Source organism: Pseudoxanthomonas sp. Root65 (assembly GCF_001427635.1).
Classification (GTDB): domain Bacteria; phylum Pseudomonadota; class Gammaproteobacteria; order Xanthomonadales; family Xanthomonadaceae; genus Pseudoxanthomonas_A.
In genome coordinates this window covers 508,515-522,760 of sequence record NZ_LMHA01000003.1, presented here as the reverse complement: position 1 = coordinate 522,760, position 14,246 = coordinate 508,515, and the positions used below count along the sequence as shown (strand labels likewise).

Here is a 14,246-nt window from a genome sequence, read left to right as displayed (position 1 = left end):
GAAGGAGTGGCCAGGCCACCCCTTGGCGGGTCACTTGAAGCCGAACGCGGTCAGACCGCCTTCCACGTCCTGCACCAGCAGGATGCCGTCGGCGACCACCGGCTTGCCGCGCAGGGCCTTGCCGCCCACGCGGGCGCGCGCCGCCGCTTCGCCATTGTCGGTCTTCAACCAGTGCAGGTAGCCGTCGTAGTCCCCGACCACCGCGTAGTCGCCGTGGATCGTCGGCGCCGTCAGCGAACGGCGGGCCAGCGTGGTGTTCGACCACAGGGCGCTGCCGCTGTACTTGTCCAGGCCCCAGACCGTACCGGCCGGGTCGGACACGACGACGGCACTGCTGGTCACGTCCAGACCGCCGGCACCACCGTTGTCGCGCGTCCACAAGGGGCGGCCGGAGGGACCTTCGAGCGCAACCGTTTCCTTCTTGAAGCTGGTGACATACAGCGTCGTGCCTTCGAGCACCGGCGCGCCATCGACGTCCGCCATGCGCTCGAGTTCGCTGCGGCCTTCGGGCATGCCGACGGCCTGCGTCCACATGGGCCGGCCATCGTTGGCCGCCAGCGCGGTGACCGTGCCGTCGTCGTTGCCGACGAACACCACACCCGGGCCGAGGACGACCGGCGCGTTGCCGCGTACGGTAAGGCTGGGAAGTTCGTTGTTCCAGAACCAGCGGCGCTCGCCCGTCTCCGACGACAGCGCCGTCACCCGTCCGTCATTGGTGCGCACGTAGACCATGCCCTGACCGATGGCTGGCGCGGCGATCACCTCGTTCGGCACCTTGGCCTGCCACTTCTCGGCACCGGTGGCCGCGTCCAGCGCGATCACCTGGCCATCGAGCGTACCCACGGCCACCAGGCCCTGCCCCGCACCCGGACCGCCCGACAGGCGCAGGTCGGACTTGGACTGCCATACCTGCTTGCCAGTCTGCAGATCGAACGCACGCACGCCACCTTCAACGGCAGCGGCGTACACACGTCCGTCTTCCACGGCGGGCACCTGCTGCAGGCCAAGGCGCTTCTCACCCTTGCCTACGTTGACGCTCCACAGTTTCGAGACCGATGCGGTCGGCGTGATGTCGACGAGTTCGGCCGGATCGACCGGCTTCTCGCCTTCCTTGTCCTTGCCGGAGAACCAGCCCTTCACCGTGCTGCATCCGCCCAGCGCGGCGATGATCACGGTGGCTGCGACCAGACGTACCAGAGTGCGCGTCATGCGGCACCTCCGGTCTTCGGCGGCGTACCGCCGGCGTCGATCAACTTCAGCTCGACCAGACGGCGCTGCGGGGAGACCGCATCCAGTGTGGTCAGTGCACGGGTGTAGGCCTCCTGCGCATCCTTGGCCTTGCCGGTGGCGAGCAACGCATCGCCGCGCACTTCCAGGCTGGAGGCGTCATCGGCTTTCTCCAGTACCTTCAGCGCTTCGTCGTGCTTACCCGCGTCGATCAGCAGGCGGGCGAGCCGCAGGTTCACCAGGGGCCGCAGGGCGTCGTCGGGCGTCAGCGAGCGCAAGGTGGCGATGGCCGCGTCGCGTTCGCCCGCCTGCATCTGCGCCTTGGCCAGTTGCAGGCCGGCGACATCGGCGTAGAGCTCGTCTTCCTTGACCAATGCATTCACCGCGCCCTGGGCCTGCTTCAGATCGCCCTTGGCCAGACCTTCGACGGCGCCCTGGTAGCTCTGGTATGCCTGCTCTTTCTTGCCCGCCAGGTCCTTCTGCCACCACTGCCAGCCGAAGATCACGCCCAGCCCCAGGACCACGCCTCCCAGCAGGCCGGCACCATTACTCCTCAGCCAGCTGCGGACACGTTCGCTTTGTTCGTGCTCGTCGAGCAGATCATCAATCGCCATGCGCTCTCTTGCCCCGTCTCAGGCGGGGTCTCGGTCTAGGTTGGACAAACCCGCGCGCGGGTCAGTCAACGACCGGCGCCAGGGAACCCTCAGAGGATACCGTAAAGCGTGCGACATTCGCTCGCTGGTACGGCGCCAGATCCACCGTACTCCCCGCTTGCTGAACCTCGACCGCCGTCGCATCGCCCAGTTTCACGCGACCGACTTCGCCCTGCGCATACCGGCGCTGATCGCCCGCGCGCAGCAGTGCGTGTTCGACCCTGCTTCCGTCCGGCGCATTCACTTCGACCCAACTGTCGCCCTTGAACGACAGCGACAGCCAAGGCGTCGAAGCGCGCGGCAACGATGCCATCGAGGCCACGTAGGGCTCGGCACGGGGGCGACTGGCCGGTCGCACAGCATCCGACGCATCCTTGCCCGCAGCCGACGGAGCGGACACCAGGTCGAGGGACGCCGTAGCGGTGTCGGATGCCGGTCCTGCGGACGGACGCAGTGCCATCCACACCGGCGTCACGATGACCAGCGTCAGCACCACATAGACAGCGCGACGTTTGAAACTCTCGAAGACATACTGGACCCGCGGTGTGTGAGTGTGGCTGACCAGCTCTGCCGGCCTCGCCACCGCCGCATCGGCCTGCTGCAGGAACGGCTCCACGTCCACCTTCAGCAGGCGTCCGTAGCTGCGCAGCTGCCCGCGCACGAAGACGGCGCCGCCGGACTGGTCCCACTGCCCCGCTTCCAGTGCCTGCAGCACCTTCGCTGGCATCTTCAGGCGCTGGCCGACCTCCTGCAATGACAGGCCCGCCTGCTCACGCGCTGACCGCAACGCCTCGCCGCACCCCTGCGGCGGGGACACATCCCCGACTACCGATTGCATCATGGCCCTGCATTTCCCCCGGTTGTGACGTCCTGCGCGTCGGGGAACTCCGCCCGAATGCGCTGAACATATCGACTGGCAGCGGCCTTGTCGCCGAGTCTGTCCTCGATTTGTGATGCGAGTTTCAACACCGCGGCCGTCGCCGGTCCCGCCGACAGCCTGCGCTCCACGAAAGCGCGGGCGGACATGTACTGCTGCCTGTGGAACTCGAGCTCGGCCATGGCCCCGAGCGCGACGGCATTGGCCGGCTCGATCTCGAGCGCCCGCCGCAGATCGCGGGAGGCACGATCGTTCTGACCAGACTTGAGCGCGCAACTACCCGCATTGGACAGGGCGGAAGCCGGCGTGGCATAGCCCGGCGCGAGGACCGCGCGATCGAACCAGACCAGGGACTCGGCGGCGAAGCCATTGGCACAGAGCCAGGTGCCATAGTTGTTCTGCACGCCCCCGTGCGCGGGCGCCAGTTCGGCGGCTCGCCGGTAGTGCTGCCCTGCCAGAACGGCGTTGCCACGCCGGTCCTCGATGATGCCCAGCAGGGTCACTGCGTCGGCCGAGCCCGGCTCGAGCTTCAACGCTGCGCGGGCGTCCTTTTCGGCTTCGTCGGCCTGCCCCGACTGCAAACGTTGCACGGCCCGCGCGAGCAGGGTCTGCACCGTCTGCCGCCGTTTCACTTCCGGACTGTCGCTGACCGAGTAATCCTGGCCAATCTGCTCGCCGGACAGATGCTCAATCTTGCCCTTGGGGCGCACGAAGGTCAGGCGACTGCAGGCAGTCGCCAGCAGGATGGTGATCAGCAACAGGCAGAGCGCCTTACGCTGCATCGTCGATGCCCTGTTCCTGCAACTGCCGGCGGAACTCGGCCTGGCGGCGGGTACGGTCCATCACCTGCCCCTTCAACTGGCCACAGGCGGCATCGATGTCGTCACCGCGGGTCCGGCGCACCATGGTCAGCACCTGCGAATCGAGCAGGAGCTTCTGGAAGGCACGGATATCTTCCTCGGGCGCCCGCTCGTAACGCGTTCCCGGGAAGGGATTGAACGGAATCAGGTTGACCTTGCCGGCGTCCTTCAACTGCGCGGCATTGCTGAACTTGCGCATCAGCTGCGCGAGCTGGCGTGCATGCTCGGGCTGGTCGTTGACGCCCTTCATCAGCGTGTACTCGAACGTCACCGAGTCGCGCTTTTTGTTCGCACGCAGGTAGCGTACGCACGAGGCCATCAGCTCGGCGATCGGATACTTCTTGTTGAGCGGAACAAGTTGTTCGCGCAGCGCATCGTTCGGCGCGTGCAGCGACACCGCCAGCGAGACATCGGTCTCGGTGGACAGCCGGTCGATCATCGGCACCAGACCGGACGTCGACAGCGTGACCCGCTTGCTGGCCAGGCCGTAGCCCAGGTCGTCGCGCATGATGTTCATCGCGCGCACCACGTTGTCGAAGTTGAGCAGCGGCTCACCCATGCCCATCATCACCACATTGGTGAGACGACGGTTCTGCGCAGGCACGTTGCCGAGGTGACGCGCGGTGACCCAGACCTGCCCGATGATCTCGGCGGTGGTGAGGTTGCGGTTGAAGCCCTGCGTGGCCGTCGAGCAGAAGGTGCAGTTCAGGCCGCAACCGACCTGCGACGACACGCACAGCGTGCCGCGACTCTTGTCGGGGATGTAGACGGTTTCTACCGCGTTCTTGCCGTCCACCCCCATGCCGAGCAGCCACTTGTGCGTACCGTCGGCGGAGGGCTTGTCGAAAACGACCTGCGGCACGACCACTTCGGCATGTTCCTGCAGCTTCGCGCGCAGGTTCTTGCCAAGATCGGTCATCTCGCTGAAGTCGGTGACGTAGCGATGGTGGATCCACTTCATTACCTGGTGAGCGCGGAACTTCTGCTCACCGAGCGTACCGACGAAGAACTGCTCCAGTCCTTCACGGTCCAGGTCCATCAGGTTCTGCTTGGACGACACGGGCACGCCGACAGCCACGGACGGTGCGTCCGTGGCCAGCTTCAACTCGATCGGCGGCAGTTCGTCGCGGCTCATCGCATATCGCTTAGCGCGAGAACACTTCGGTCGCGGCGAAGAAGTACGCGATCTCGTTGTTCGCATTCTCGACCGAATCCGAACCGTGCGCCGCATTGGCGTCGATGGAGTCGGCGAAGTCGGCGCGGATCGTGCCCGGCGCGGCGTCCTTCGGGTTGGTGGCGCCGAGGATCTCACGATGCTTCAGCACGGCGTTCTCACCTTCCAGCACCTGGATCGCGACGGGACCGGAGATCATGAACTCGACCAGCGCGTTGAAGAACGGACGCTCGCGGTGGACGGCGTAAAAACCTTCCGCCTCACGGCGCGACAGGTGCTTCATCTTAGAGGCGATGATCTTCAGCCCGTTCTTTTCGAAGCGGGCATAGATTTCGCCGATGACGTTCTTGGCGACGGCATCGGGCTTGACGATCGACAGGGTGCGCTCCAGCGCCATGGGGATTATCTCCGTTGGGCGGGCCACTGAGGACCCAAGGTTAACATGAAAAACCCGCGTCGAAACGCGGGCTTAGACCAGAAAGCGTAGCGAGATTCTAACGTATCCGGCGGCAAGTTGCAGCGGCCACCGGGCCGCGATTGCTGCTTCGCAACATGACACGCCGTGGCCACGGGCGGACAATCAGTCAAACAAGCGTTTGATTCAGTTTCCGGAGGGGTCATGGGCAACACCACGCATTTCTCGACCAAGGAGCGCATCCTGGGGGCGGCCGAAGAGCTGTTCGCCCAGCACGGCTTTGCGGGCACCTCCTTGCGGCAGGTCACCAGCCGGGCGGACGTCAACATTGCGGCGGTCAACTACCACTTCGGCAGCAAGGAGAACCTGGTCAACGAGGTCTTCCGCCGCCGCATGGACGACATGACCGCCGCCCGGCTGTCACTGCTCGACAAGGCGCTGACCAGCCGTCCAGGCGAACTGGAACCCATCCTTGCCGCCTTCGTCGAACCCGCCCTGGCGCTTGCCCAGGACCGCCACGGCGGTGGCGCCTTCGTGCGGGTTATCGCCCGCGCCTACGCCGAGAAGAACGATGGACTGCGCAAGTTCCTTTCCGACCATTACGGCCATGTGCTGCGCGAGTTCGGCAAGGCCATTGCCGCCTGCGTGCCCGGCCTGAGCAAGGAAGAGCTTTATTGGCGGCTGGACTTCTTCTCCGGCGCGCTGACCTATGCCATGGCCGATTTCGGCCTGATCAAGCGCCCCATCGGTGTCACGGAAGCCGCGCACCGTGAGCGCGCCGCCCGTGAACTGATCCGATTCGCCGAGGCCGGCCTGCGCGCCGACCACACCTAACCCCTGCAATCCGAGGAAATCCCATGTCCAACCCCCTGCTTGTTCGCAAGGCGGCCGTGCTGGGCGCCGGCGTGATGGGCGCGCAGATCGCCGCGCACCTGACCAACGCCGGTGTCGACACCGTCCTGTTCGACCTGCCCGCCAAGGACGGCCATCCCGACGGCATCGTCCACAAGGCCATCGCCAACCTGGCCAAGCTCAGCCCGGCGCCGCTTGCGAGCAAGGCGCTGGCCGAGGCCATCACGCCGGCCAACTACGAAACCGGTCTGGAGCACCTGAAAGGCTGCGACCTGATCATCGAGGCCATTGCCGAGCGGATGGACTGGAAGCAGGACCTTTACAAGAGGATCGCCCCATTCGTGGCCGATCATGCGGTGCTGGCGAGCAATACCTCTGGCTTGGGAATCAATAAGTTGGCGGAAGTTCTTCCGGAACAACTTCGTCACCGGTTCTGCGGCGTTCACTTCTTCAACCCGCCGCGCTACATGCATCTGGCCGAACTGATCCCGGCCAAGTCGACGGACGCCTCGGTGCTGGCGGGCCTTGAAGCCTTCCTGAACACTACCCTCGGCAAGGGCGTGGTCTACGCGAAGGACACGCCGAACTTCATCGGCAACCGGATCGGCGTGTTCTCGATCTTGGCCACTGCGCACCACACAGGCGAGTTCAAGCTGGGCTTCGACGAGGTGGACGCGATCACCGGCCCGCTGATCGGCCGCCCCAAGTCCGCCACCTACCGCACGTCCGACGTCGTCGGTCTGGACACCATGGCCCACGTCATCAAGACCATGGCCGACACCCTGCCCGGCGACCCGTGGCACCCGTACTTCACGTCGCCGAAATGGCTGGATGCGCTGATCGCCAAGGGCGCGCTGGGTCAGAAGACCGGCGCCGGCATCTTCCGCAAGGCCGGCAAGGACATCGTGGTCCTGGATCTGGAGAAGCAGGACTACCGCGCCTCCGACCGTACCGCGGCGCCCGAGGTGGTGGAGATCCTGAAGATCAGGAACCCCGCCGAGAAGTTCGCCAAGCTGCGCGAGAGCCAGCATCCGCAGGCGCAATTCCTGTGGGCGGTGTTCCGTGACCTGTTCCACTACAGCGCCTATCACCTGGCGGACATCGCCGAGACTGCGCGCGACGTCGACCTGGCCATCCGCTGGGGTTACGGCTGGTCGTTGGGTCCGTTCGAGACTTGGCAGGCCGCCGGCTGGAAGCAGGTGGCGCAGTGGATCGCCGACGACATCGTGGCCGGCAAGGCCATGAGCAGCGCGCCGCTGCCGAACTGGGTGTTCGACGGTCGCGAGGGCGTGCATGCCGCCGAAGGCAGCTACAGCCCGTCCAAGAATGCCAAGCTGCCGCGCTCCTCGCTGGCCGTCTACCAGCGCCAGCGCTTCCCTGATCCGCTGCTGGGCGAGGTGTTCCCGCCGGGCGAAACCGTGTTCGAGAACGACGGCGTGCGCCTGTGGACCGACGGCGACGGCATCGGCGTGGTCAGCTTCAAGACCAAGATGCACACCGTCTCGGATGCCGTTCTGGACGGCTTGCAGGAAGCGATCTCGATCGCCGAGCAGACGTTCAAGGGCCTGGTGATCTGGCAGCCGAAGGAGCCGTTCTCCGCCGGTGCCGATCTGGCCGGCGCGCTGGGCGCGTTGCAGGCCGGCAAGATCGCCGAGTTCGAGGCGATGGTCGCCAACTTCCAGGCCACCAGCCAGCGCATCAAGTATTCGCTGGTACCGGTGGTGGCCGCCGTGCGCGGCCTCGCGCTGGGCGGCGGTTGCGAGTTCCAGATGCACAGTGCCCGCACCATCGCGCACCTGGAGAGTTACATCGGGCTGGTGGAAGCCGGCGTCGGCTTGCTGCCGGCAGGCGGCGGCCTGAAGGAGATCGCCGTTCGAGCCTCGCAGGCTGCCGGTCCGGGCGGCGATGTGTTCGCCGAGTTGAAGAAGACCTTCGAGACCGTGGCAATAGCCAAGGTGTCGGCGTCTGCCGTCGAAGCGAAGGAACTGGGCCTCGTGCGTGCCGGCGACAAGGTCGCCTTCAACGCCTACGAACTGCTCCACATCGCCAAGCAGGAGGCGCTGGCCTTGGCCGAGACCGGCTACCGCCCGCCCCTGCCCGCCCGCCGCATCCAGGTGGCTGGCGATGTCGGCATCGCCACCTTCAAGATGATGCTGGTCAACATGCTGGAAGGCCGCTTCATCAGCCCGTACGACTACGAGATCGCCGTGCGCATCGCCACCGTGCTGTGCGGCGGCGAAGTGGATCGCGGTTCGCTGGTGGACGAGGAGTGGCTGCTCAAGCTGGAGCGCAAGCACTTCGTCGAACTGGCCCAGCAGGAGAAGACCCAGGCCCGCATCGCGCACATGCTGAAGACCGGCAAGCCGCTGCGTAACTGACCGACGACGACACAGGACATCGAGACATGAGCAAGCAAATACAGGACGCCTACATCGTCGCCGCCACCCGGACCCCGGTCGGCAAGGCACCGAAGGGCGTATTCCGCAACACTCGCCCCGACGACATGCTGGCGCATGTGCTGAAGTCGGTCGTGGCGCAGGCGCCGGGCATCGACCTCAACCGCATCGACGACGCCATCATCGGCTGCGCGATGCCCGAGGGCGAGCAAGGCATGAACGTGGCGCGTATCGGCCTGCTGCTGGCCGGCCTGCCGAACACGATCGCGGCACAGACCATCAACCGCTTCTGCTCGTCCGGCCTGCAGGCCGTGGCGATGGCGGCCGACCAGATCCGCCTGGGCAATGCCGACCTGATGCTGGCCGGCGGCACCGAGAGCATGAGCATGGTGCCGATGATGGGCAACAAGGTCGCCATGGCGCCCAGCGTGTTCGACAACGACCACGTGGCGATCGCCTATGGCATGGGCATTACCGCGGAAAAGGTGGCCGAGGAGTGGAAGATCTCGCGCGAGGACCAGGACGCCTTTGCCGTCGCCTCGCACCAGAAGGCACTGGCTGCGCAGGCGGCGGGCGAGTTCCGGGACGAGATCAGCCCTTACCGGATCATTTCCCGGCAGCCCGATCTGGCCGGCAATACCGTGCGCCTGAAGGAGTCGCTGGTCGAGCAGGATGAAGGCCCGCGTGCCGACACCTCTCTCGAAGGCCTGGCCAAGCTGCGCACCGTGTTCCGCAACCCGCAGTTCGGGGGCACGGTGACCGCGGGCACGTCGTCGCAGATGAGCGATGGCGCGGCCGGCGTCTTGCTGGCGTCGGAACAGGCGATCAAGGATTACGGCCTGACCCCGCTGGCCCGCCTCGTCAGCTTCTCCGTGGCGGGTGTGCGTCCGGAAGTGATGGGCATCGGCCCGATCGCGGCGATCCCGAAAGCATTGAAGCAGGCCGGTCTGACCAAGGACCAGTTGGACTGGATCGAACTCAACGAAGCCTTCGCCGCGCAGGCGCTGGCGGTCATCCGCGACAGCGAGCTGGACGCGTCCAAGATCAACCCGCTGGGCGGCGCCATCGCGCTGGGCCATCCGCTGGGTGCGACCGGTGCGATACGCACCGCGACCATCGTGCACGGCATGCGCCGGCACCAGAAGAAGTACGGCATGGTGACCATGTGCATCGGCACCGGCATGGGCGCGGCCGGCATCTTCGAGTCGCTGTAAGCACATCCCCGCTGCAGAATGGGAAATGGCGCCTCGGGGCGCCATTTCTTTGGATCCCTTCAGGCCATCCGTGCCCCGTCGGGAACACGCCGCTCGACCGTGGTGATCACCACGCCGTCGTCCGTGTGGAAGCCGGTCAGCAGAAACTCGGACACGAAGGGGCCCACCTGTTTCGGCGGGAAGTTGATGACGCCGACGATCTGGCGCCCGACCAGTTCCGTCGCCGAATAGATCGCCTGGATCTGTGCGCTGGTCTTCCTGATGCCATGCGGACCGAAGTCGACCCACAGCTTCCAGGCAGGCTTGCGCGCCTCGGGAAACGGTTCGACCCGTATCACCGTGCCCGCGCGCAACTGCACCCTCGCGAAATCATCCCAGGCGATGACGTCCACCGGTTCCGTCATGTCCGTACCTCGCCTTCCGTCCGCGCCTTCCACGCGTCCTTGGCTTCTGCCCACCAATAGCTCAACTGGGCGCCGATGAAGCCGGCCGGTTTCATCGCCGACACCAAACCATAGGCAGAAAACTCCCGCCATCGCTCGTCCCCTTCCGCGATGGCGGCCGCGACGATCTCGCCCGCGAACGTGGTCGGCGCCACGCCATGTCCACCGAACGCCTGCGCCACCCACAGTCCGGGCTCGACCTGGCCAATCTGGGGCATCTCGTGACGGGCATAACTCATCAGGCCAGACCAGGCGTACTCGACCGCCACGCCGTCCAGTTGCGGAAAGACCTTCAGCATGTCGCGATACAGCAGGCGCCTGACGGCCTGGGGCGAGCGATCCAGGATGGAAATGCGGCCACCCCACAATAACCGCGAGTCGGGCAGCGGCCGGTAGTAATCGAAGGCAAAGCGGGTGTCGTAGACCGCGGCGGGCGTGCGCATCGCGTCATCCATCCGGGCACCCAGCGGCTCCGTGACCATGACGTAGGTGGCGATCGGCAACACACCGGCATCCACGCGCCGGTGCAGGCCGGCCAGATAACCGCCGCAGGCCAGCACCACGTGCTTCGCTTCGACGGTCCCTGACGGCGTGGTGATGCGCCAGCCATGTCCGCGCTTCGCAAGCGAGACCGCTGGCGACTGCGCAAAGACCGAGACGCCTTGCGCGGCTGCCAACCCGACCAGTCCGTTGGCATACTTCAGGGGATGGAAGTGAAAGGCACGCGGCTCGAACAGAGCGTCGTGATAGCGCGTCGTGCGCAGTTGCGAGCGCACGACGTCGCGATCCACCCATTGCCAGTCCTGGTCGAAGGCCTCCGCAAGCAGCATCTGGCGCCGCTTCAGCACATCGCGGTCATGGAACCAGTTGGCCCATAGGATGCCCGCCTGGGTGTCGTCGCAATCGATGCCATGCCGTGCGATACGGCTGCGGATCAGGTCCACTGCCTGCGTTGTGCCCGCATACAGGGCCTTCGCGCGCTTGGCCCCCAGGTCACGCAGCAGCGAGTCCTCGCCACGCGAGAAGCCGCCGAATACGAATCCGCCATTGCGACCGGACGCGCCGAATGCGGGCACGTCCGCTTCCAGCAGCACGACATCGCGGACCCCGCGTTCTGCCAGGCCCAAGGTGGTGTTGAGCCCCGCAAACCCGCCGCCGACGACACAGACAGTGGCATCGACGGCCGACTGAAGTGCCGGCAGCACAGGCGCGCTGCCGGCCGTATCGACGTAGTAATTGCGGGATGACATCGCCAACAAACGACTCCCCTGCCCTGCAATGGCCAACGCTGCCCAGCTGGATGCGGTCAGCCGAGGTCGCGCACGCCCAGTTCGTTCAAGGCATTCTGCATGGTCTCGCGCGCCGCATCGCTGAGCTTCTCGTGGTCGAGCGCGTAGCGGATGGTGGCCTCGATCAGCCCGATGTGGGTGCCACAGTCGAAACGCGTGCCCTGGAAGCGGTAAGCGTGAACCGGCTTCTCCGCAAGCAGCGCCGCGATGGCATCGGTCAATTGGATTTCCCCCCCCGCTCCCGGCGTCGTGCTTTCCAGCAACGCGAAGATGCGCGCATCCAGTACGTAACGACCGACGACCGCGAGCGTACTGGGGGCGACATCCGGCTTGGGCTTTTCGACGATGGCGCTGATGCGCCCTTCGCGCCCCGAGAACGCGCCCGTCGCGACGATGCCGTAACTGCCCGTCTGGTCGCGCGGCACATCCTGCACGGCGATCACACTGCTGCCACTGGCTTCGGCGGCGTCGGCCATCTGCTTCAAGGCGCCTGGACCGCGGTTCCAGATCAGGTCATCGGGCAACAGCACGGCGAAGGGTTCATCACCCACGATGGGCTTGGCGCACAACACCGCGTGCCCCAGCCCCAGCGCCTCGGCCTGGGTGACAAAGACTGCGCGGACATGCGGCGGCAGCACGTTCCGCACCAGCTCAAGCTGCTCGATCTTGCCGGCCCGCTCGAGCTTCTGCTCGAGCTCGTAGGCCTTGTCGAAGTAGTCCGCCACCGCATGCTTGTAGCGATTGGTGACGAAGATCAGCGTATCGCAACCGGCCTCGATCGCCTCATCGACAGCGTACTGAATCAGCGGCCGGTCGATGATCGGCAGCATCTCCTTGGGCACGGTCTTGGTGGCGGGGAGGAAACGGGTACCAAGCCCCGCCACGGGGAACACGGCCTTGCGGATTCGGGCTTGGGTCATCGGGTCCTGCGCGCGTCGCGGCCTGGGAAGACCACGATATTAGCCGACGCTTCATCAACTCCGTTTGACAGCGGCGCGAACTCAGGCACGGCGACCTTCAGCACCTCGCCCAATTCGGCGGTGTCATACCGGCTGTGCGCAGCCCGCAGGCGCTGCAGCGCAAGTTCGAGAAACTCAGGCGACACCTCGCGGGCCAGCGCCTTCATGATCTTCGAATGCGACGTGGGCTGATAGCGCTCGTCCGCATGGAAGAGTGTCTCGTGAAGCTTTTCGCCCGGACGCAAACCGGTGTACACGATCGCGATGTCGCGGCCCGGCTGCTTGCCCGCCAGTCGGATCATCTGTTCGGCCAGCAGGCGGATCGGCACCGGGTCGCCCATGTCCAGGGTGTAGATTGATGCATGCGCCGCGCCAGACGCGGCCTGCAGGATCAATTGGCAGGCCTCGGGGATGGTCATGAAGTAACGGGTCACGTCGGGGTCCGTGACGGTCACCGGCCCCCCCTTGCGTATCTGCTCGCGGAAAAGCGGCACCACGCTGCCTGCCGAGTCGAGGACGTTGCCGAAGCGGACCGTCACGTAACGCGTGCCGGAACGCGCATCGTCCAGCGCCTGACATGCCATCTCGGCCAGCCGCTTGGTCGCTCCCAGGACGTTGACCGGGTCCACGGCTTTGTCGGTCGAGATCAGGACAAACGTCCCCACGCCAGCCTCACGGCAGGCGCGTGCCACGGTCTCTGTCGCGAGCACGTTGTTGCCCACTGCCTCACGCAGGTGGCCCTCCAGCAGCGGCACCTGCTTGTAGGCGGCCGCATGGAACACCGCATCGGGCTCAGCCAGCTGCATCGCATGTGCCATGACGGCAGGATCACCGCAGTTGCCGAGCACAGGCAGGACCTCCAGATCCGGGAAGGCGCGCCGCAGGTCACCCTGGATCGTGATGAGCGCAAGCTCGTCGATCTCGACCAGCGCGATCCGTTGCGCACCATGGCGCGCACACTGCCTGCAGAGCTCGGAACCGATGGACCCACCCGCGCCGGTCACCATGACGGTGCGCCCGCCCAGCCAGCCCCGGATGAGCTTCCAGTCCGGTGTCACCGATTTGCGCCCCAGCAAATCCTCGATCGCGACTTCCTTGAGGTCGCCAGGCATGGACTGGCCTTCCAGGACATTGACCAGTCGCGGCACCATGCGGAACGGCAGCCCGGTGCTCTCGCAGATCGCCACGACGCGTTGCATGGCCGGCGCCTCGAGCGACGGCATGGCGATGACCAGCATCCGCGCAGCGGTCTCGCGAGCGACCGCTGCCGCGCTCTCCAAGCCACCCAACACCGGAACGCCGAGCAGCTTGGAGCCGTGAAGCCGTGAGGCATCATCAAGAAAGGCCACCGGATGGTACACACCCGTCCGCCGAAGCTCGCGCACCAAGGCCTCGCCGGCCCGGCCCGCGCCGAGGATCAGTACACGCGACGCGCTCTCATGGCTCCGCTGGAGCTGGCTGTCCTTCCAAGCCCTGTACGCCAGTCGTGGCAGGCCGAGAAAGCCCACCAACGCGAATGGGTAGAAACCCAGCACGGCACGTGGAGTGGAGCCAAACCGGTTATAAAAGAAGAGGCCGAGCACGACGCCGAGGAAACCCAGCGCACAGGCCTTCACGATGTTCCAGAGGTCGGGCAGGCTCGCGAAACGCCAAAGCCCGCGATAAAGACCCATCCACCAGAAGACGGCACCCTGCGCCAGCAAAACAATGGCAATCTCGTTGGACCAGAGTGGAAACTCCGGCGCATGGGCCAGCATCGAGTAACGGAACCGGTGCAGCGCCTGCCAGCACAGCCAGACCATGGCCAAATCATGGATCGCCACGAGCGCGCGGGGCATGAATCCGCTCAATCGATCCCGCCAGGATTCCATCAGTTCCCTCTCCCAG

13 protein-coding genes are annotated in these 14,246 nt (G+C 65.8%); 3 read left to right on the top strand and 10 right to left on the bottom strand.

Features of this window, described 5'->3' with window-relative positions; all coding sequences use genetic code 11:
• Positions 1 to 30: 30 nt before the first annotated feature.
• The 6 genes from bamB to ndk form a co-directional block, all read right to left on the bottom strand.
• Positions 31 to 1,209, bottom strand: coding sequence for an outer membrane protein assembly factor BamB (gene bamB, locus ASD77_RS17080; protein ID WP_055944783.1), 1,179 nt, complete (start codon positions 1,207 to 1,209; stop codon positions 31 to 33).
• Positions 1,206 to 1,841: a tetratricopeptide repeat protein gene (locus tag ASD77_RS17075; RefSeq protein ID WP_055944780.1), complete on the bottom strand. Its 636-nt coding sequence runs from the start codon at positions 1,839 to 1,841 to the stop codon at positions 1,206 to 1,208. Before ASD77_RS17075 ends, bamB begins: the two co-directional genes overlap by 4 nt.
• A gap of 61 nt (positions 1,842 to 1,902) precedes the next feature.
• Positions 1,903 to 2,718: a RodZ domain-containing protein gene (locus ASD77_RS17070; protein WP_235578571.1), complete on the bottom strand. Its 816-nt coding sequence runs from the start codon at positions 2,716 to 2,718 to the stop codon at positions 1,903 to 1,905.
• Positions 2,718 to 3,515: a type IV pilus biogenesis/stability protein PilW gene (gene pilW / locus ASD77_RS17065; protein ID WP_235578570.1), complete on the bottom strand. Its 798-nt coding sequence runs from the start codon at positions 3,513 to 3,515 to the stop codon at positions 2,718 to 2,720. The genes ASD77_RS17070 and pilW overlap by 1 nt, the downstream gene beginning before the upstream one ends.
• 13 nt (positions 3,516 to 3,528) lie before the next feature.
• Positions 3,529 to 4,752, bottom strand: coding sequence for a 23S rRNA (adenine(2503)-C(2))-methyltransferase RlmN (gene rlmN / locus ASD77_RS17060; protein ID WP_082563398.1), 1,224 nt, complete (start codon positions 4,750 to 4,752; stop codon positions 3,529 to 3,531).
• 10 nt (positions 4,753 to 4,762) lie between these two features.
• The gene (gene ndk / locus ASD77_RS17055) at positions 4,763 to 5,188 is read right to left on the bottom strand and encodes a nucleoside-diphosphate kinase (RefSeq protein ID WP_055944771.1); all 426 of its coding nucleotides are present in this window, start codon (positions 5,186 to 5,188) and stop codon (positions 4,763 to 4,765) included.
• A 222-nt stretch (positions 5,189 to 5,410) separates the two neighbouring features.
• On the opposite strand from ndk, the gene ASD77_RS17050 reads away from it, so the two are divergent.
• Genes ASD77_RS17050 through ASD77_RS17040 form a run of 3 tightly spaced genes read left to right on the top strand, consistent with a single transcriptional unit; the run spans position 5,411 to position 9,668 of the window.
• Positions 5,411 to 6,040 carry a TetR family transcriptional regulator gene (locus tag ASD77_RS17050; protein ID WP_055944768.1) on the top strand — a complete coding sequence of 210 codons (630 nt, stop codon included), beginning with the start codon at positions 5,411 to 5,413 and terminating at the stop codon, positions 6,038 to 6,040.
• A 23-nt stretch (positions 6,041 to 6,063) separates the two neighbouring features.
• Positions 6,064 to 8,436, top strand: coding sequence for a 3-hydroxyacyl-CoA dehydrogenase/enoyl-CoA hydratase family protein (locus ASD77_RS17045; protein ID WP_055944765.1), 2,373 nt, complete (start codon positions 6,064 to 6,066; stop codon positions 8,434 to 8,436).
• Positions 8,437 to 8,462: 26 nt separating this feature from the next.
• Positions 8,463 to 9,668 (top strand): acetyl-CoA C-acyltransferase, encoded by a 1,206-nt coding sequence (locus ASD77_RS17040; RefSeq protein ID WP_055944761.1) that lies wholly within the window; start codon positions 8,463 to 8,465, stop codon positions 9,666 to 9,668.
• Positions 9,669 to 9,727: 59 nt separating this feature from the next.
• Here ASD77_RS17040 and ASD77_RS17035 read toward each other — a convergent pair whose 3' ends face one another.
• The 4 genes from ASD77_RS17035 to ASD77_RS17020 are packed head-to-tail and all read right to left on the bottom strand — an operon-like array spanning position 9,728 to position 14,230.
• Complete coding sequence (locus tag ASD77_RS17035; protein ID WP_082563397.1) at positions 9,728 to 10,072, bottom strand: tRNA-binding protein; 345 nt, start codon at positions 10,070 to 10,072, stop codon at positions 9,728 to 9,730.
• Entirely contained in the window at positions 10,069 to 11,361 is a 1,293-nt protein-coding gene (locus ASD77_RS17030; RefSeq protein ID WP_235578584.1) for an FAD-binding oxidoreductase, read from the bottom strand. Before ASD77_RS17030 ends, ASD77_RS17035 begins: the two co-directional genes overlap by 4 nt.
• 56 nt (positions 11,362 to 11,417) lie before the next feature.
• Positions 11,418 to 12,320, bottom strand: coding sequence for a UTP--glucose-1-phosphate uridylyltransferase GalU (gene galU, locus ASD77_RS17025; protein WP_055944756.1), 903 nt, complete (start codon positions 12,318 to 12,320; stop codon positions 11,418 to 11,420).
• Positions 12,317 to 14,230, bottom strand: coding sequence for a nucleoside-diphosphate sugar epimerase/dehydratase (locus ASD77_RS17020; RefSeq protein ID WP_055944747.1), 1,914 nt, complete (start codon positions 14,228 to 14,230; stop codon positions 12,317 to 12,319). Before ASD77_RS17020 ends, galU begins: the two co-directional genes overlap by 4 nt.
• Positions 14,231 to 14,246 lie beyond the last annotated feature (16 nt).